A 20025-nucleotide genomic window follows, 5' to 3' on the forward strand; every position below is an offset into this window, starting at 1 on the left:
TCTGTACTTTGTCACACGCAACGTCAAAGCGGCAGTCCTTTATTCTTAGGTGTGATGTCGCACAGACAGGCACGTGCTCCGGCTCCGATCATGTGGTTCCCTCGGCTTAAATAGAGCCGCACTATCAAGCGATAAAGGCTGAGGATTAGCGAGGAGTAAACGCCATCAAGGCATTCAGATTTTCGGCCTGTACACAGAGTGCGCAGCGCCATGACCAAAATACCGAGTTGTTGCGCGCGGAACTGTTCAGCATTGAACAACTAAAGCGTCATGCCATCACCCTAGGCGGTAAGCATCGAATCGAACCACACTCGGGGACGGACAAGCTATTACCGCGGCTGGCGGACAATGCCCGCGTGCTGCTGGAAGCATATGACGCTGTTACGGCGGCGGCAACGCCTGGGCAACGGATCATTCCAACCGAATCCTGGTTGCTCGATAACTTTTATCTAATTGAACAGCAGATCAATCTGGCGCGCCGACATCTTCCGCGCGGATACAGCCGGCAATTGCCGCGTCTGGCCGATGGCCACTCCGTCGGTTTTCCCCGTATTTACGACCTTGCACTGGAATTGATCTCGCACATGGATGGGCGTGTCGACAAGGACAATGTTACCCAGTTCGTCGCTGCTTATCAGACCGTGGAGCCCTTGAAGCTGGATGAGCTGTGGGCTTTCCCAATTATGTTGAAGTTGGCACTGTTGGAAAATCTGCGTCGTGTTGCGGTGCGCATTGCACAACGACGCGAGGAGCGGGATGCCGCCATCACTTGGGCGGACCGCATGCTTGCCGCCGCTGAAAGCGATCCGAAGCAGTTAATCCAATTACTCGCTGAATTTGCTCATGCGGATGTACCCCTGACGGCCTCCTTTGTAGAGGAGTTCTATGATCGGCTGCAGGCGCAGGGCGCCGCCATGGCTTTCGTGCAAACCTGGGTTGAACAGAAGTTGATCGAACAGGGTGTGACGGCAACGAAACTGTCAGAGGCGGCTGGACGAACGGACGCAGCCAACCAAATATCGATATCCAACAGCATTGGCAGCCTACGCTTTATCGGCGCCATGGATTGGAAGCAATATGTCGAGTCGCTCAGTGTTGTCGAGAAAACCTTGTGTGAAGACCCATCGGGCATGTACGCAAATCAGGATTTTGCGACGCGTGATCGCTATCGACATGTTATTGAGGATGTAGCACGGGGCAGTGCCTATGACGAAATGGCAGTGGCGCGTGCCGCAATTGTTCTGGCTCAAGAGGCTGGCGCACAAAAGGGCCTTAACGATCGCAGTGCGCATGTTGGTTATTACCTGATTGATCAAGGACGGTTGCGCTTAGAGCATGCGGTCAGTTGTCGTCCTTCGTTGATAACTCGTATCAAACGAGTGGGGCAGCCTATTCGCCTACCTTTGTATTTAGGCTCTATTTTGTTGCTGATGCTGCTGACAATGGTCATCCTTCGGGGTGCATTCGCTGGGTTCACCGCAGATGATTGGCGTTACTGGTGTTTTGCTCTCCTTGGTTTGATGGGTGCTTCGGCACTGGCCGTTGCTCTGGTCAATCTCATGGTGACGCTATTCATGCCACCGCGTGTCTTACCACGATTGGATTTTTCGCAGGGTATTCCTGCCGAGCACCGCAGTATGGTGATCGTGCCTACCTTGCTGAGCAGTCGACAGGACGTTGATGATCTGCTGGAAGCTCAAGAAATACGGTATCTTGGTAATCGCGATCCCAATTTATTCTTTGCCTTGCTAACGGATTTTCGTGATGCCTCAGAGCAGATACTGCCTGAGGATGCCGCCTTAATCGCTTACGCACGTGCGGCGGTTGAATCACTCAACAAAATCTATAATGACGATCGTCCCTGTGTATTTTATCTTTTTCATCGGCCGCGGTTGTGGAATCCGGTTGAGCGCGTTTGGATGGGTTACGAGCGTAAGCGTGGCAAGCTAGAGCAGTTTAACGCTCGGCTGCGAGGTGAGGCGGACGCGGCTTTTTCAGAGATCGTCGGTGATCAGTCCATTCTTGCATCAATTCAGTACGTCATCACTTTGGATACCGATACACAGCTGCCGCGCGACGCAGCGCGCACCCTAGTTGGCAATCTTGCACATCCGCTTAATCGGCCTGTCTATGATGCCGTCAAGGGGCGTATTGTCGAAGGCTATGCAATTTTGCAACCGCGTGCCTCAATTAGTCTGATCAGTGCGGGCCAGTCACGCTTTACTAAGCTCTTCTCGGGTGACTCAGGGCTTGACCCCTACACACGCGAGGTGTCGGATGTCTACCAAGATGCGTTTGGTGAAGGGTCATTTATCGGTAAGGGTATTTACGATGTCGATGCATTCCGTCAGGCCGTCGATGGGCGTTTGCCTGAGAACCTTATTCTCAGCCATGACTTGTTGGAAGGTGGTTACGCACGTTCTGCCTTAGTGACCGATGTCGAGCTCATTGAAGAGCAACCTGCCAGTGTCGCCATCGAATCTAGCCGACGTCACCGTTGGATTCGCGGCGATTGGCAGCTCGCAGGTTGGTTACTGCCACGCGTGCCTGGGCCTCCTAATCTGAAAGATAAACGCTCCCAGCGCCAGACGAATCCATTGTCGGCTTTATCTCAATGGAAAATTTTTGACAATTTACGACGCAGCTTGGTGGCGCCCGCGCTCCTTGCGTTGCTGGTCCTGGGATGGTTTACAGGCCAAAGTCTCGTCTGGACCCTGTTGGTTGTGGCGGTCGTGTTCCTGCCTATTTTGCTATCTACCTTGATTGACCTGATTCGTAAGCCTGCAGAATGCAACTGGTGGATGCATCTGAATTTGACTGGTCAAGCGGCAGGGCGTCCGATTGCACTTGCTTTCCTAAGTTTGGCATTTTTACCCTATGAGACGCGCATTGTTCTAGGAGCGATTTGGCGCTCGCGAGTGCGCATGCTATTTACTCGACGTGGCTTGTTATTGTGGCAATTACCTAGCTATGCGCGCCGTAATGCCAGTCAGTCTCTGGCTGATTTTTTCCGAGAAATGTGGATTGCCCCCGTGCTCTCTGTGGGACTGGTTATCGCACTGGTCGTAGCCGGGAGCTTGCCCTTGGTATGGCTTGTCGCGATGCCTATGCTATTGCTGTGGTTGATGTCGCCCGTTGTCGGCTGGTGGATCAGCCAGCCATTCGTTGCACCCACACCAGACTTGGACCTTGAGCAGCGCGACTTCCTTCGTGCATCAGCCCGTCGTACTTGGCGTTATTTTGTCGATTTCGTTGCTCCAGAGGATAACTGGTTACCACCTGACAATTTCCAGGCCTATCCTGCACCTGCGATTGCCTCACGCACCTCGCCTACTAATATGGGGATGTCGTTACTTGCCGATTTGGCTGCGGTCGATTTTGGTTATCTCACCGTAGGGGAGTGTCTGCAACGCATCAACAATACCTTCACGACGATGGAAAAATTGGAACGGTACCGTGGCCATTTCTTTAATTGGTACGATACCCGCACGCTGAAACCGCTCAATCCACAATACGTCTCTTCAGTGGACAGTGGTAACTTGGCAGGCAGTCTGCTCACCTTGCAGGCGGGCTTGGCTGAGATGAAACACCACTCCGTATTTCCATTCAGTATGCTGCAAGGTTTGCAGGATACTCTGCAGGTATTGACCGAACAACTTCCTGCCACACTTGATCCCTCACTGGCAGACAATATTCGTGTGCTTAAAGGTACACTGCGTGAAATCACGCTAGAAGGTCCGCCGCAAACACTTGCAGCTGCCATCCTCATATTAGATCGGATTGAGCACGCAGGTGGTACGCTGTCTGCTTGGCTACCGATGAATGTCGACAGGGATGGAGACCTGCTTTACTGGGCTTGGGCATTCGACCAGCAATTCCGTACACTTCGTGACGAATTCGAATTGCTGGTGCCTGAATCATGGCTAGGCAGTGCGCTTCCTACTTGGATGGAGCTGGCTGGCTCAAATACGGATGCTAATACCCGTACTGATGCCCGCACCCATCAAGACAGTGCGCAGTCACAGCTAGACCTTATCGATGAGTTAATCAATCGTTGCCGTGCGTTGGCACAGATGGATTTCGAATTTCTTTACGATACGGGTTCTGGCTTGTTGACCATCGGATACGACATGAGTGAACGGCGCCGAGATCTAGCCTGCTATGATCTGCTGGCATCAGAAGCGCGTCTGGCCAGTTTCCTGCTTATCGCACAGGGGCAAGTACCTCAGAAGCATTGGTTTGCGCTTGGCCGTCTGCTGACCAGTTATGGCGGTGATGTCAGCTTGATTTCCTGGAGCGGTTCGATGTTTGAATACCTCATGCCGCAGCTAATCATGCCGAGCTACGCAGGTACACTGCTGGAGCATACTTGCAAGGCGGCTGTTTCACGGCAGATCGAATACGGCCGGCAACGTGGGGTGCCTTGGGGAATTTCTGAATCCTGTTACAACGCCACTGACTTCAATCAGATCTATCAGTATCGAGCATTTGGTGTGCCTGGCCTCGGCTTTAAGCGTGGGCTGGGTGACGACCTCGTGATTGCACCCTATGCCAGTGCATTGGCGCTGATGGTGATGCCGCGAGAAGCCTGCCGTAATCTACAGACGTTGGCCGATCAGGGCTTTCTCGGTGACTACGGATTTTACGAGGCCATTGACTACACACCCTCGCGCGTACCTCGGGGTAAGTCGCACGCCATCGTTCAAAACTTTATGGTTCACCACCAAGGCATGAGTTTGTTGTCATTTGCGCATGTTTTGTTGGATCAGCCGATGCAGCGTCGTTTCATGTCTGATCCTCTGATGCGAGCAACGGAATTACTCTTGCAGGAGCGGGTACCTAGGAAGGGTGATACTTTGCACCCACATGCCGCTGAAGTCAGCGCGGCTGCGCGTCCTCCTAACGCAGATGTCGGCGCGATCTTCCGTGTGTTTACCGATCCCAATACGCGACTTCCTGAAGTGCATCTGCTGTCCAACGGCCGTTATCATGTCATGGCGACTCATGCCGGCGGCAGTGCTAGCCGCTGGCGTGACCTTGCTGTTACTCGCTGGCGTGAAGACGCGACTTCGGACAACTGGGGAACATTTATTTACCTACGCGACCGTGACAACGGAAAATATTGGTCGACAGCACATCAACCAACACTGCAACAAGCCGATTACTACGAAGCGATTTTTGTACAGGCACGTGCAGAATACCGACGTCGTGATCACGCGATAGAAGCACACACCGAGATCAGTGTGTCTCCAGAGGATGACGTCGAGATACGTCGAGTCACGCTGACCAACCAGTCATCGCGCACTCGTCGTATTGAAGTCACGAGCTTCACCGAAGTCGTGCTGGCACCACTGACTGCCGACCTAGCCCATCGCTCGTTCAGTAATTTGTTTGTACAAACCGAAATTCTACCTGGGCAGCAGGCAATCCTATGCACCCGACGCCCGCGCACGCCGGGTGAACAAGTACCTTGGATGTTTCATCTGCTCGCCGCTCCAGGGTCGGTGGCCAATGAGCCATCCTGCGAGACCGACCGCGCACGCTTCATTGGCCGTGGTCGCACGCCAGCCAATCCGGTGGTGTTGGACAAGGCAAACCACTCGTCGGTCTTGTTGTCGAATACCGAGGGAGCCGTGCTAGACCCCTGCGTGGCAATTCGAAGCACTCTAACCTTATCGCCTGATGAATCGGCGAGCGTGCAAATCATTACCGGCGTTGCCGACACGCGCGAGGCGGCACTGGCCCTGATTGAGAAATACGGTGATCGTCATTTCGTCGAGCGTGCGTTCGAGATGGCTTGGTTCCAAAGTCAGGAGGTGTTGCGGCATCTCAATGTGACCGAGGTCGATGCCCAGATTTTTGGACGCATGGCCAACTCCGTCATTTATGGCAATGCACTGCGCCGTGCAGCGCCGAGTATTATTATCCGCAACCAATTGGGGCAGCCTGGACTGTGGCGGTTTGCCATCTCAGGTGATCTACCCATTGTCCTGCTCTTTATCGGTGATGTTAACCGTATTGATCTGGTTAAGCAGGTAGTTCAGGCCCATGCTTATTGGCGTATGAAAGGCCTGGCGGCTGATCTGTTAATCATTAATGAGGGCTTCTCGGGTTATCGAGCCGTGTTGCAGGATCTGATCATGGGACTGATCAACGCAGGACCAGAAGCCCAGGTGATTGATAAGCCTGGAGGAATCTTCGTTCGGCGAGCCGAGGATCTTTCTGAGGATGAGCGCGTGCTGTTGCAAACCGTTGCTCGCATCGTTTTCAGCGATACATCTGAGACCTTGATTGAGCAAGTGGATCGCCGCGTCTCGCCTGAGCGTGTATCAGACTTACTGGAACCCACGCAGCAGGCCTACATTGAGCCAGTTGTTCCACAGGCATCGCGAGAGCTTATTTTCAACAATGGCTTGGGCGGCTTCACCCCCAGTGGCCATGAATATGTTGTGACACTGGCACCTGGACAAACCACACCAGCACCTTGGGCTAATGTCATTGCCAGCCCGCACATCGGTACCGTTGTCAGTGAAAGTGGCAGCGCCTATACCTGGGTGGAAAACGCACATGAGTTTCGTCTTACCCCTTGGCACAACGACCCAATTAGTGATAACAGTGGTGAGGCGCTGTATATCCGCGATGAAGAAACGGGAGAGTTCTGGTCTCCAACGCCGCTGCCTGCCCGGGGTCGCACTGGCTATGTGTGTCGACACGGCTTCGGTTACAGTGTGTTTGAACACAGTGAAGCTGGCATTGCCTCGGACGTCTTTACGTATGTCGCCATGGATGCGCCCGTGAAGTTTCTGGTGGTTAAACTGCGTAACCAGTCGACGCGCACACGCCACCTATCGCTCACTGGCTACTGGGAGTTGGTCATGGGTGAGTGGCGAGATGCCAACCTGATGCACATTGTCACCGAAGTCGATTTACACACAGGGGCATTGTTTGCTCGTAATGCTTATGGACGTGAATGTGCTAACCGTGTCGTATTTGCTCATACCAGCGAGCGCGAACGGTCGGTGAGCGGCAATCGTACAGAGTTTATCGGTCGCAATGGCGCGCTTACCAATCCGGCGGCAATGCAGCGGAAGTGTTTGTCAGGCCGTACGGGAGCCGGTCTTGATCCCTGTGCAGCGATCCAAGCCCGGATTTCACTTGAACCCGGTCAGGAGCGCGAGGTCGTGTTTATTTTCGGAGCGGCCAGTCACTCTGATGATGCTCGACGGTATATTCAACAATTCGGGGGGAAAGTGGGTGCGTGGCAAGCGCTGGAAACAGTGTGGGAACATTGGAATCGTACGCTAGGCGCGGTTAAGGTAGAAACGCCAGATGTGGCACTGAATCTATTGTCGAACGGCTGGCTGGTTTACCAGACGTTGTCGTGTCGGCTATGGGGACGCAGCGGGTACTACCAGTCTGGTGGTGCCTATGGTTTCCGTGATCAGTTGCAGGACACCATGGCGCTGATTCATACCACACCATGGCTCGCGCGTGATCAGCTTATTAAGCATGCGGGTCGCCAGTTCTTGAAGGGTGATGTTCAACACTGGTGGCATCCACCGAACGGGCAGGGCGTGCGCACGCATTTTTCCGATGATTACCTATGGCTACCCTATGCCACCTGCCGCTATGTACGTGCGACAGGGGATATCGGTGTGCTTGATGAGCCCATCCATTTCCTGGAAGGACGTGAGTTGTGTGCAGAAGAGGAAGCCTATTATGACCAGCCGCAACGCTCACCCGAAGTGGCCAGCCTTTACGAGCACTGCGTGCGAGCCCTTAAGCACGGTCTGCGCTTTGGCATCCATCATTTACCGCTAATGGGGTGTGGTGACTGGAATGACGGCATGAATCAGGTTGGTAAGGACGGTCGTGGTGAGAGTGTCTGGTTGGGCTGGTTCTTGGTCGAGAATCTCGAACTGTTTGCCGAATTGGCACGAGAACGCAATGATCCAGAATTTGCTGAGTTGTGCCGCACTCAAGCAGTAGAGTTGTGTGGCAATATCGAAGCCGAGGCTTGGGATGGTGCTTGGTATCGACGCGCCTATTTTGACGATGGCACTCCGCTGGGTTCGATTAGTAACGACGAATGTCAGATCGATTCGATCAGTCAGAGCTGGGCTGTGATTTCAAAAGGCGGTGATGAACAGCGTGCTCGCCAAGCGATGACGGCGGTAGACCAGCGTTTGGTGCGCCGTGATCAGCAGATTATTCAGCTGCTCGACCCGCCCTTTGATAAGTCGGATCTTGAACCTGGCTACATCAAGGGGTATATCCCCGGTGTGCGCGAAAATGGCGGTCAATACACGCATGCTGCGATCTGGGCGACGATGGCCTTTGCAATGCAGGGGAATAACGAACGTGCATGGGAATACTTTACCATGCTCAATCCGATTAACCATGGCAGTACACCTGAATCTATCGAATGCTATAAAGTTGAGCCCTATGTCATGTGCGCGGATATCTATGGAGTATCACCGCATACGGGGCGTGGTGGCTGGACGTGGTACACAGGGGCCGCTGGCTGGATGTATCGGTTGAGCGTGGAAACCTTGCTGGGGCTGCAGTTGGAAAATAACCATCTGCGTATTGCGCCTTGTGTTCCTGCAGAGTGGGATTCTTACAAAGTCCATTACCGCTTCCGTGACACGACTTACCACATTCATGTCAGGTGTATCGGGACAACATCCGCGCGGGTAACTCGCGTGATGTTGGACGGCACAGAGTGTTACGACATGCGTATCCCCTTAATTGACGACCGCCAAGAGCACTTTGTCGAAGTGGAGCTCGTTTGAAGGACTTTTTCTGTCTTATGAGCATGCTCCACAATCTATTAAGTCTTATCACCAGACGGTGCCGAGAAGTATCCGAGCATTAGTTCCAAAACAGGACCGATTGTCGACGCCTTGATGGGTGTCGATATGGGCAAAGGACCTGTGCGATGACGCACAGACAACTGAGAGTTAAGCCACCGATTATGAGGGTAAGCGACTGCTATGGTTGACTGCCTTGGTATTCGCTTCAACACGGTCTGCGCAAGCAATCTGCTAGCGTATTCGGAACTTAAAACTGAAATACAAGCAAGGATTTTATCATGACCAGAGTCAACACTGTTGCAATCACTCTCTGTCTTCTCAGTGCATTACCTATTACAGCAGCGGCACAATCTACAGATTATCTCCCACGTGATGGTGACCGAGAGTTCTCCATTTCCGGAACTGGTAGCAGCGACCAGAGCTTTAACAGTGGCACCTTTGGTGTGACCGGAGACATGGGCTGGTACATGGGTAATGACTTAGTCATAGGGGTCCGCCAAAGTGTTAATTACGCAAGTATCAAAGGAGAAAGCCTCAAGGACGATTTATGGAACGGTTCAACCCGTGGTTATGTCAATTATCACTTTCTTGATGATCGCGCGCGGCCGTTCATCGGAGCAAGTCTCGGTGGGATTTATGGTGATGGAGTCAAGGACAGCGCGTTTGCAGGGCTTGAAACTGGCCTGAAATACTACGTACAAAAGAATACGTACATCCTATCACGCGTTGAGTATCAGTTTCTCTTCAATAACACCAGTGATGCTACTGATGCTTTTCAAGACGACGGGGTTTGGGCTTATACGGTAGGTCTGGGCTTCAACTTCTAAATCACTTCAAAGTGCTGATGAGGTGTGGGAAGACCCCACACCTTTATGGAGAGAACCATGGCTACGAAAAAGAACCCAGTTCAAACGCCACAAGTTAGAAACAATCGTAATGTGTCAAAAGAAGATCATGACGGCGTGCTCAGAACCAACGACATCGTCGCCGAGCAAGCCAACGCAAGTGAAGACTTAGTCGGCGCTATACCCTACAACAGCAACAAGGAGCTTGAACATGGCCACGACAATGCCGTGGCGCCAGCGGCCGGAATAAGGGTAGAGCCGGACTCCAGTGCCCTGACGGCCAGTACCCATACAGAGCTAGAAGGCACAGCAAAGACTGGCGGCGCAGCGATGCTCGGAACGAATGCAACTACGGCGTCGCTTGAACGGGTCCGAGTCGATGCAAGTGAACAGTTGTTAACCACCAACCAAGGTGTTGCGATTGGCGATAATCAGAACACCTTAAAGGCCGGATTACGTGGGCCGTCGTTACTTGAGGACTTTATTCTTCGAGAAAAAATCACCCATTTCGATCATGAACGCATCCCAGAACGAATCGTTCATGCCCGCGGCTCAGCAGCACACGGTTACTTTGAAGCCTATGACGCAATGACGCAGTACACACGTGCGGCCCCCTTCGCTGAAAAAGGCAAGATTACCCCCGTGTTTGTACGCTTTTCCACTGTGGCGGGTGAGCGTGGTTCGAAAGATACGGCACGCGACGCCCGCGGCTTTGCGGTAAAGTTTTATACGGATGAAGGCAATTGGGATTTGGTGGGTAACAATATTCCAGTATTTTTCATTCAGGATGCCATGAAGTTTCCTGATTTGATTCATGCCGTTAAACCTGAACCGCATCACGGTATGCCACAAGCCGCATCTGCGCACGATACCTTCTGGGACTTTGTCTCATTGATGCCGGAGTCGACGCACATGTTGATGTGGGTCATGTCGGATCGTGGGATCCCGCGCAGTTATCGGATGATGCAGGGCTTTGGAGTGCATACCTTTCGCTTGGTCAACGACCAAGGACAATCCGTATTCTGCAAATTCCATTGGAAGCCGCTGCAGGGAACACATTCACTGGTCTGGGATGAAGCCGTAAAAATATCGGGCGCTGACCCAGACTTTCATCGACGTGATTTGTGGGAAGCCATTGAGTCGGGCGAATTCCCTGAATGGGAGCTTGGGCTGCAAATCTTCACAGAAGAACAAGCCGAAAAGTTCAGCTTCGATGTACTCGATGCAACCAAACTGATTCCCGAAGAGCTGGTTCCACTGACGCCCGTTGGACGTATGGTCTTGAATCGAAATCCTGACAACTTTTTTGCAGAAACGGAACAGGTCGCCTTCTGTACGGCACACATCATACCCGGTATCGATTTCTCCAATGATCCTTTGCTTGCGGGCCGCATCCATTCGTATGTCGATACGCAGATCACGCGACTGGGAGGAGCTAATTTCCATGAAATCCCCATCAATGCATCACTTGCTCCGGTACACAATAACCAGCGAGATGGCATGCACCGTCAGGCGCTGAATCGTGGGCGTGTCGCATACGAACCGAACTCATTGGCGGGAGGCTGTCCTTTCCAAGCGGGTGCAAGCGGGTTCGTGTCATTTCCAGAGATCACAGCCGAAGATAAGGTCCGTGGAAAGCCAGCGAAATTTGCTGAGCACTATGCGCAGGCAACCTTGTTCTTCAATAGTCAATCCGTTGTCGAACAAGCGCATATTGCAGCGGCTTTTCGCTTTGAGTTGAGCAAAGTCGGCGTCCCTGCAATACGAGAGCGGATGTTGTCCTCTCTGGTAAACGTATCTCAAGCATTGGCGGCAGACGTCGCGGCAGGTTTGGGGATGGAGGTGCCTGATGCGATGCCGACAGCAATCGTTGATCCGCTTCCATCGGAGGTAAGTGTTTCTCCGGCTTTGTCACTGCTAGCTCTGCCAGGCGAGTGCGGTATTCGTACCCGTCAAATCGCTGTACTGGTTGAGAGTGGCCTCCACCATGCTTCGCTTGTTTCCTTGTATGAAGCGTTGGTTGATGCCGGTGCCGTTGTGCATTTTGTGGGGCCACGGGTGGGCATGTTTGTCGGCGACACTGGCGCTGGAATAGAGGCGAATAAGTCGATGGAAAATTCGCCTGGGTTCTTGTTTGACGCACTGGTGGTGCCGGATGGTAGCGGGGCAGTTCAAGCGCTCGCAGGCAACGAACATACCATGGCGTTTATCAAGGATTTTTTCAAACATTGCAAAACGGTTCTGGCGTTGGGAGCAGGGCAGGAGCTATTGAAAATGGCTGGCATAGATTTAGTTAGAGATAAAGACGAGGGTATCCTGCTGGCGGATAGTGCCGATATGGCTGAAGTCATACCTACATTTATCAAAGCAGTTGCTGCTCATCGCCATCCCTCTCGTGACAGCGCACTAGCAAGCAAATAACGCCATTCGCCCACCGCTATGCGGCGGGCGATATTGTTCAGCCCTTTGTTCGACGTTGGAATAGGCTGGCGAGGGCAAGCAAGATGATTGCGCCTATCAGCGACACGATGAAACTCATGGCCGTGATGCCTTCGTTGATGGAGCCAGCACCAAGCAAGGGACCAATCAGCCATCCACCAATCACTGCACCGACGATGCCGACCACGATGTTAAGGATGATGCCTTGCTGGGCATTGGTGCCCATGATTATGCTCGCGATCCAGCCGACTATGCCACCCATGACAAGCCATATGATAATACCCATGATTTTCTCTCCTGATGATATTGACGCATTGTGCGTTGGTGGATAAAGCATACGGCTGCTGTTCTCCGGTTACGGTGCGTTACCACACCGACTCAACAGGGTCTCGCTTCCTACCATTTGAAAACCAGTTGGCCATCACGTGGCGGCTTGGTAAACCAAACCCAATGTGACAGCTCCGTCTTTTGCCAGCTGTCCTGCCACCGCTTGAGGAAGTGAAGAAGATTGAAAGCACGATTGGTGCCGTTAGGTAGTGCGTTAGCAGTTGGAGCAATGCGTACGATGCAAGTGCTACCTTATTTTATCCATTACAGAGAAGGGAAAAATCATGTCAGAAATTCACACAGGATCTAGAGCGCCGGGATCACATAGCGCCACGAGTATCGATAGCATGCCTGCTAGTAGTGCCGTTTCTTGGGCCGCGATCTTTGCCGGCGCAGCTGGTGCAGCTGCTTTGTCGATGTTGTTGCTGATCCTCGGCACTGGGTTGGGGTTTTCTACTGTCTCTCCGTGGACCCTAGAGGGTCTTGATGCCTCTACGATTGGTTTTGCGGCGATTTTGTGGCTGAGTTTCACCCAGCTCGCAGCATCCGGCATGGGTGGCTATCTCGCTGGACGATTGCGCACAAAATGGACGGATGTGCACATCGATGAAGTGTATTTCCGCGATACCGCTCATGGCTTCCTTACTTGGGCCGTTGCTTCGTTGCTGACGGTCGTGGTGTTTACATCAGTGTTAGGTTCCATCGTTGGTAGCAGCGTCAGTGAGGGAGCTATAGTGACCAACGGAGTGATGAACAACTTCGGTATGTTTAGTGGCGAAGGCAGAGTTGCAGAAAGTTTGGCGGCAGATGAGGCGCGAAAAGCATCGGCTTACGGGGCGCTTTGGATGTTTGTAGTACTGCTGATTGGCGCATTTGCGGCAAGCCTAATGGCGGTCTTCGGCGGACGTCAACGTGACGCTTGAGTCACATCCAATTAATTGAAAGGAGAAAGTTATGCGTTCAATATTGTTGTTTTTTCTCGGGATTCCAATTCCGATCATCATCTTACTCGCGCTGATCTTGTAGGTCACACCATTCAAAGTTGTCGGTATACTTAAGTAAAGGATGTATACCGACTGAACATGAAAACGGCAGGGGCTTTCACCCCTGCCGTTTTCATTTCACTATACGTTTGCGTTATTGGAAATTTACTTCCGTTTTGCAAACTCAGGTGCTGTGCGCAGGTCATCACCGGTCACGTCAACTCGCAGATCCTTATCGTCCGCCGTGCCTGATAGCGTGATGTTATCCCAACCAATGGCGACATCCTTCTCACCCATGCCCAGAAAACCGCCAACACCAACTAAAATAGCCACAACTTGGCCTTTCTCGTCAATAATGAGTTCACTGACTGTGCCTATATCCTCATCAGCACCGGTTCGAACCTTTGCACCAATCAGGTCGCTTGCTTGGGTTCCATTAGCCGGAGCAGAGGTGATATGACCGCGATTTTGCATGCTTGATGGATCGCGAGTGTTATTACGACCTGTTTCAGTCATAGAGCTAGACTGTCCAGCACGCTGTGAGTCTTGACCACTTTGCCCGGCAGCATTAGGTGTAGATTGATTGCCATCTTTGTTCATCTCGGTGCCTTGTTGGCGAGCACTATCCTGTGCCGTGGTTTGTTGTGCCAGAACAGATCCAGCACTGAGTGCTATAGCTGGAGTGACTAATGCATAAAATACAAACGAATGTAACTTCTTCATGTGAATATCCTTTCTTTCGAGTGTGTTAGTAAGACAAACTGTCTGCTTAACTGCTTCATCACAACATTTCTTCTTGTCATTAGTAGAGGGAAGAAGACCGAATTACCAAGAGTTCTGGAATTCAGGATGAGACTCTAAAGTACGTTGAGGGCGTTGAGGCGTCGGTTCGCTAACGCACTCAGATGAGAAGGATTTTGGAATGGAACAAACGTATGATTGTGATGTGCAATGTCGTGTTTCCATATGTGGGTTAGTGAACGGACACACGTAAATTATAGACCTAGACTTGAGATTTACGGATCAAAATGTCTAAAAGGGTGCTCTGTCCATGTTAAAAATATCTAATCATAAAGCCCATGTGAGCGCTGGGGCCGAGCCTCAAGTTCGTCCTAATAACCTCTTGCGTAAGGATGCGCGCCCACACCTAGATGACAATTCGCTTTTGCATGAGCTTCAAGTTCATCAGATGGAATTGGAAATGCAGAATGAGATGCTGTTAAAGGCACAGGCAGAGCTAGAAGAAACCAGTGATCGCTATACAGATTTGTTTGATTTTGCCCCTATCTCTTACATCACTTTGTCTGAGGATGGACGTATTAGCGAGGCCAATCTTGCCGCCACTGCTCAGTTGGCAGGAGAGCGAGATTCGTTGATTGGGCACTACTTTGCAGAATTCCTCGATCCAGATGATCATGAGCGTTGGATGCGACATGTGAATGCTGGGTGGCAGAGGCCAGGCACGCGTTTGCCTGAGTTTGAACTCTTGCTCAGAGAAAATGGACAGGCGTTGTTTTCGGCTGAGTTGCACTGTATGGTCACGGCTCGCCCCGGTGCCTCTGCGAGTCTGCGTATCGCGTTGTTCGATACCACTGAGCGCCGCGCTGTTGCAGCAGAAATGGAGCGTCTGGCCTATTTTGATTCGCTCACACAACTGCCCAATCGTCGGCTTTTTCAAGACCGATTAGAACAGGCAGTGACCGCTAGCAAACGCAGCGGACGTTATGGCGCAGTCCTGTTCCTTGATCTGGATGGCTTCAAAATACTAAACGATACCCATGGCCATGATGCGGGTGATCATTTATTGATTGAGATAGCGCACCGTTTGCGCACGAATCTGCGTGAAGGGGATACCGTGGCCCGTATTGGTGGAGATGAATTCGTGATGATTCTGGAAAGACTGGATTTGTCCGAGGCAGGCGCTGCCCAGTTTGCTCAAGAAGTTGGAGAAAAACTTAAGCGTATCATTTCGATCAGCTTTGATCCCGAAGGTATAGAGCTACAATGCACTGTCAGCATAGGTGTGCGCCTCTTTGGGCCGACAGCACAGGTTGATGATTTACTAAAGCAAGCGGATCAAGCGCTCTATCAGGCCAAGCGAGCTGGGCGTAACCAGATCAGTTTTTTTAATTCAACAGATTAAACGTGTGGCATCTGCTATGCCGCACGCAATGGTATTCGCTGTTATTGACGTTGGCGTTTTATTTTTACTTAGTGTCAGGCTTTTTTTCTATTCGTGCCACCGTCGCTCGTAATTCCGTCTCCAGATGTTTGGCGACGGTCACATCGATAAAGGTAATCACCACGCCTTTGATGAGATTTTGCATTGTACGATAGGGCATAATTCGGACATTGAACCAACTGCCACTACGGGAAGTCGCTTGTTTTTCAGAGAAGATAAGTGTTCGTAAAACTTCTTGCGCATCTTGAGCGAGGTCAGGGTAATCCAAGTCGCTTGCCAGATCTGACAAAGGGCGCCCAACGTCGGCTGAAATCAGCTTAATGATATGTGCGGCTTGTTTGGTAAAGCGGCGGATATGTAAGCGATTATCGAGAAAAATGGTGGCAACCTCAGTGCTGTTAAGCAGGTTTTGCATGTCATCGTTGACGCGTGATAGATCGTCCACTCTAGATTGCAACTCGACGTTGACCGTTTGCAACTCTTCGTTAAGCGATTGCATTTCTTCTTTCGAGGTGGTCAGTTCTTCGTTGGTTGATTGCAGTTCTTCATTTGTTGATTGTAATTCTTCGTTCGTTGACTTGAGCTCTTCCCCTGAGCTTTGCATTTGCTCACGTAAAAATCTGACTTCATCCTGTGCTTGCTCAAGAGCCTGTTCGAGCTGAACCTCTATGGGCGACTGTGCTTTTTTCTTGGTTTGGCGTTTTGTTTGTGGTTTTGATCGGAGTTCTGTGAACACAATCATGACGGTACCCTGCAGCGGTTCAGGATCCTCAATATAGTATAAGGTGAGGTCCAACTGATGGGTTTTACCTTCCACCTCTAGGGATAGATCCTTGCACTCGACACGACCTCTATCGCGGACAGCCTGTTGCAAGGAGCTTGCGATAATGTGGCGAAGACCATCACGTGCCATCGCGTATACATTCCAGTTTGCTTTACCTGCCGCAGGTTCTAAATAACGACCAGTGCGTCCACAGATATAGATAATGTCGCCACTGGCATTGACTAAAACGGCGGCGGGGGCAAACTCACGCAATAGCAATTGATCAGCGAGGACTTGTAAATTCTTGACTGGTGGTGAAGCCGAGGTGCCGTTCTCACCTGCAAAAGTACGGAAGCGCGTTGGGAAATCAACTGTTAGTGGATGCTGCGAAGTATCAAGACGATGATAGATTCGTGTTTTCGAATCTAGGGCTTCGAACAAATGAGATGTATAACCAACGGTTTCGGAATAGCCCAAGAAAAGTATCCCGCCTGGTGTCAGGCTATAATGAAACAGAGATAGCAGTTTTTGCTGGAGCTCGGGTCCGAAGTAAATCAGGACATTGCGGCAGGACAATAGATCCAATTTAGTAAAGGGTGGGTCCTGGGCCATGTTTTGCGGCGCAAAAATCACCATTTCACGCACTTCTTTTGCAATTTGATAACCATCGTCAGTAGCGATAAAATAGCGTGCTAGCCGATCGGCCGATACCTTGGTCTTTATATCTTTTGCATAGTGACCCGCACGTGCCAAATCAATGGCATCCTGAGCTAAATCGGTGGCGAATATATGCAAGGAAAATCGACCTGCTGGTTGGTGTCGTTCCAATGCCTCTTTGAAACTAATAGCGAGTGAATAGGCCTCTTCTCCGGTTGAACACGCGGGAACCCAAGCGCGCAGGGCACGGCCCGACGGGCTGCGTTGGAACAGGGCGGGAAAGGCAATGTCGCGCAAGCTGTCCCAAGCAGCAGGATCTCGGAAGAAGCTAGTGACGCCGATCAATAACTCTTTGAATAGTAAATCCAGTTCCTGGGCATTCTCCTGCAACAAGTTTACATAGTCACTGATTTGGCCCAGTTGATGAATTCCCATACGTCGTTCGATACGTCGATAGAGCGTGCTCTTTTTATACAGCGAAAAATCTTGACCATTGTGTGCTTGCATGAGGGTTAGCACCCTATCCAGCCCACTTTTGGCTGAGGGGTCTGTGCCATCACTCTCTTTTTTTACGCTCGATTCTTGTCGTAAACCCGCGATAATTCGCTTTGCTAGTTTAGCAGCCGGTGCAATGATATCCACTAAGTTAGCATCAATTGCACTTTGTGGCATTGAAGGAAAGGCTGCGCTGCTTGGCTCTTGTACTAATACAAGGCCTGCATGCTTTTTAATTGTTCGTAGACCTTCTGTGCCATCTGACCCCATGCCTGACAGCAGCACTGCGATGGCTTTGTCGCGACATTCCAATGCTAGAGAGTTCAAGAAAAAGTCAATCGGCAGGCGTTGTCCACGGGGTGCAGACGGCTTGGATAGATACAGCACGCCTTCTTTGATGTATATGTCGTGGTTGGGCGGCAATACATAGACGTGGTCTACCAAAACATGAAGGTGGTCTGTCACTTGAGCAACCGGTAGGCTGGTGGCTCGTTGAAGCAGTTCTGGCATCATGCCCTTGTGAGTCGGATCGAGGTGTTGCACAATCACGTAGGCCATACCACTGTCGGTTGGTACACCGCTTAAAAATTGCTCCAAGGCTTCCAGCCCGCCAGCCGAGGCTCCGATGCCAACCACGGGAAATGGAGATGGTTGTGATGAAGGTACGGAATCGTCGGTACTTGATGCAGGTGTTTGGGCCGTTTCACGTTTATTCATAGCTTGCGGTTCCATCAGGTCGAAATCAGTGAAAGCGACGAGGGTAAGTGTTAATTAAGCCTTCTTCGAGCCGATGATATTGGCTGGCTAAGTCAGATTTTACTCATGTTAATACGGCACTCTTTACCTTCTTCATTCGGAACTCCCTCCAGCTTTATCAGTGTTTCAGGGTGTTGTGATCTTGGTTTGAGCGTGACCTCACAGCTATTAATCGCCTTTCCGTTGAGTATGTCATTGAGAAAGTTCTGAAAGATGGGTAAAGATAAGTCAGTAAGCAATGACTGAAAACGATGGCGGTCTTTGTGCGAGCGCTTGATTTTGATCAGAATGGCGGCGGCGAGATTCATCTCCAGAATCGAACCTATCGAATTCAGAGTAAGATAAGGTGCGGGAGCAAAATCGTATATATCGACGTAGTGCGCGCGAAGTGCGTCGGTTTCATCGTAGGCGCGTTTGAGTTCTTCATTATTCATCTCCAGTTCAATTTGATGTATCTGGAGTTCTTGTATCATGCGAGAACTGTCCCAAGTGTTATTTGGAGGAGGAACAGGCATTTCCTGTAATCGATTTTCTGCACGTTGGCGCAGTGTGGCGGGGTTATGGCGAAATCTTTCAATCGAACGAGGGATGTGTTTTTGGCCAAATAATCGATCATATTCTGACTTTACAACATGGTAGCATTCGCACGCGCGCTGTTCAATTCCGGGCCTGTCCACGACTACAATGCGTCCGCGGCTATAATGAATGAGCCCTGCCGCTTGAAGCTTGCCCGCCGCTGCGGTTATACACTCACGGCGCACGCCAAGCATATTGGCGATAATTTCCTGTGTCATCTCAATTTGATTTCCACCCAAAAGATCTAGGCTTAACAGTAGCCAACGACAAAGTTGTTGATCGGCTTGATGGTGGCGATTACAGACGACGCTCTGCGCAATCTGAGTCATTAGAGCCTGGACGTAAGCTAAAGAAAGTTGCAGTAGGTTTTCGCTTTGCTCCAGTTCCCAAGTATAAACTTCAGCACTCAAGCGGTAAGCATAGCCCTTGCTTTGTACGACGGCTTCGTAGGCTGAGTGAATTCCACCGAGTAGCAGCGGGATACCAACAAAACCGTCATTCCCTGTCATCGCCAGTCCGGCAGATGATCCATTTTGTGTGGTGAATACTCTGGATACGATACCCGATGTTGGAAAATAAACATGCTCCAACTTTTCACCAGGTTTGTAGAGTACCTGCCCCGACTGCAGTGATACCCCTTCAAGATCGTTTAGAAAGCGGGAGTAATCGACATCCTGTAGTCCAGCTAGAATTCGATTTTGTTTTGGATCGTCCGCTTTGTCAGGTGTTGCAACCATTGCATTCATAGCATTCCTCGCTAATGATGCGGACACGACTATACAGCACGATAGTGATCCGCATTCTCAAGTATAGTCTAAAAACCTTAGTACATGTGATCTTTAAGGCGGTCTGTCTGATTCCGTTTGCCAGCGAACAGACGAGAAGGTGGTGTTTGCGTAAATCTAGCCTATTGGAGCGTAAGGTTATGGCTTTACGTTCTGTTTTTCCTTCTCTTGGAGACATGAAATGTCAATAGGTACTGTTCTTCTGGTCGTTTTAATCCTCATGTTGATCGGCGTCATTCCCGCTTGGCCACACAGCCGTACTTGGGGGTATGGTGCAAGTGGTGGTCTTGGCTTAGTCGTGGTTATTCTGCTAGTCCTGATATTGATGGGAAAGCTCTAACATTTGGCCTTTTAAATAACGTAATAGGCAGCAGACGGTCCACTTGAGGTACTCATGAAAT

At 51.0% G+C, this 20025-nt stretch carries 10 protein-coding genes; 6 read left to right on the forward strand and 4 right to left on the reverse strand.

The annotated features are described in order from the left end of the window. The first annotated feature begins 227 nt into the window (after window positions 1-227). The 3 genes from DN062_RS13470 to DN062_RS13480 all read left to right on the forward strand — a co-directional run bounded on the left by DN062_RS13470 (window position 228) and on the right by DN062_RS13480 (window position 12082). A complete protein-coding gene (locus DN062_RS13470) occupies window positions 228-8795 on the forward strand; it encodes a glycoside hydrolase family 94 protein (RefSeq protein ID WP_112159825.1) in 8568 nt (2855 codons plus the stop codon). Between the two features lie 299 nt (window positions 8796-9094). Then, window positions 9095-9643 carry a porin family protein gene (locus tag DN062_RS13475; protein ID WP_112159826.1) on the forward strand — a complete coding sequence of 183 codons (549 nt, stop codon included), beginning with the start codon at window positions 9095-9097 and terminating at the stop codon, window positions 9641-9643. Between the two features lie 57 nt (window positions 9644-9700). After that, window positions 9701-12082 (forward strand): catalase, encoded by a 2382-nt coding sequence (locus DN062_RS13480; protein WP_164498079.1) that lies wholly within the window; start codon window positions 9701-9703, stop codon window positions 12080-12082. Between the two features lie 37 nt (window positions 12083-12119). Here DN062_RS13480 and DN062_RS13485 read toward each other — a convergent pair whose 3' ends face one another. After that, complete coding sequence (locus DN062_RS13485; RefSeq protein WP_112159827.1) at window positions 12120-12386, reverse strand: GlsB/YeaQ/YmgE family stress response membrane protein; 267 nt, start codon at window positions 12384-12386, stop codon at window positions 12120-12122. 325 nt (window positions 12387-12711) lie between these two features. Between DN062_RS13485 and DN062_RS13490 the strand changes: the two genes are divergently transcribed. Next, entirely contained in the window at window positions 12712-13350 is a 639-nt protein-coding gene (locus DN062_RS13490) for a hypothetical protein (protein ID WP_112159828.1), read from the forward strand. A 225-nt stretch (window positions 13351-13575) separates the two neighbouring features. On the opposite strand, the gene DN062_RS13495 is transcribed toward DN062_RS13490, so the two are convergent. Then, window positions 13576-14133 carry a PRC-barrel domain-containing protein gene (locus DN062_RS13495; protein WP_112159829.1) on the reverse strand — a complete coding sequence of 186 codons (558 nt, stop codon included), beginning with the start codon at window positions 14131-14133 and terminating at the stop codon, window positions 13576-13578. 328 nt (window positions 14134-14461) lie between these two features. Here DN062_RS13495 and DN062_RS13500 point away from each other — a divergent pair, with 328 nt between their 5' ends. Beyond that, the gene (locus DN062_RS13500) at window positions 14462-15553 is read left to right on the forward strand and encodes a sensor domain-containing diguanylate cyclase (protein WP_112159830.1); all 1092 of its coding nucleotides are present in this window, start codon (window positions 14462-14464) and stop codon (window positions 15551-15553) included. Between the two features lie 64 nt (window positions 15554-15617). Here the strand turns inward: DN062_RS13500 and DN062_RS13505 are convergent, their stop codons facing one another. Further along, complete coding sequence (locus tag DN062_RS13505) at window positions 15618-18224, reverse strand: chemotaxis protein CheB (RefSeq protein ID WP_112159831.1); 2607 nt, start codon at window positions 18222-18224, stop codon at window positions 15618-15620. A gap of 92 nt (window positions 18225-18316) precedes the next feature. Further along, the gene (locus DN062_RS13510; protein ID WP_239995787.1) at window positions 18317-19585 is read right to left on the reverse strand and encodes a Crp/Fnr family transcriptional regulator; all 1269 of its coding nucleotides are present in this window, start codon (window positions 19583-19585) and stop codon (window positions 18317-18319) included. Between the two features lie 220 nt (window positions 19586-19805). On the opposite strand from DN062_RS13510, the gene DN062_RS13515 reads away from it, so the two are divergent. After that, the gene (locus DN062_RS13515) at window positions 19806-19964 is read left to right on the forward strand and encodes a DUF3309 family protein (RefSeq protein WP_112159832.1); all 159 of its coding nucleotides are present in this window, start codon (window positions 19806-19808) and stop codon (window positions 19962-19964) included. Window positions 19965-20025: the final 61 nt, after the last annotated feature.

The organism is Nitrincola tibetensis, from assembly GCF_003284585.1.
Lineage (GTDB): Bacteria > Pseudomonadota > Gammaproteobacteria > Pseudomonadales > Balneatricaceae > Nitrincola > Nitrincola tibetensis.

Coding starts and splice junctions, on each gene's coding strand:
- DN062_RS13490 (WP_112159828.1), top strand. CDS start 12,712: ATGTCAGAAATTCACACAGGATCTAGAGCGCCGGGATCACATAGCGCC.
- DN062_RS13475 (WP_112159826.1), top strand. CDS start 9,095: ATGACCAGAGTCAACACTGTTGCAATCACTCTCTGTCTTCTCAGTGCA.
- DN062_RS13480 (WP_164498079.1), top strand. CDS start 9,701: ATGGCTACGAAAAAGAACCCAGTTCAAACGCCACAAGTTAGAAACAAT.
- DN062_RS13495 (WP_112159829.1), bottom strand. CDS start 14,133: ATGAAGAAGTTACATTCGTTTGTATTTTATGCATTAGTCACTCCAGCT.
- DN062_RS13515 (WP_112159832.1), top strand. CDS start 19,806: ATGTCAATAGGTACTGTTCTTCTGGTCGTTTTAATCCTCATGTTGATC.
- DN062_RS13485 (WP_112159827.1), bottom strand. CDS start 12,386: ATGGGTATTATCATATGGCTTGTCATGGGTGGCATAGTCGGCTGGATC.
- DN062_RS13500 (WP_112159830.1), top strand. CDS start 14,462: ATGTTAAAAATATCTAATCATAAAGCCCATGTGAGCGCTGGGGCCGAG.
- DN062_RS13510 (WP_239995787.1), bottom strand. CDS start 19,585: ATGAATGCAATGGTTGCAACACCTGACAAAGCGGACGATCCAAAACAA.
- DN062_RS13505 (WP_112159831.1), bottom strand. CDS start 18,224: ATGAATAAACGTGAAACGGCCCAAACACCTGCATCAAGTACCGACGAT.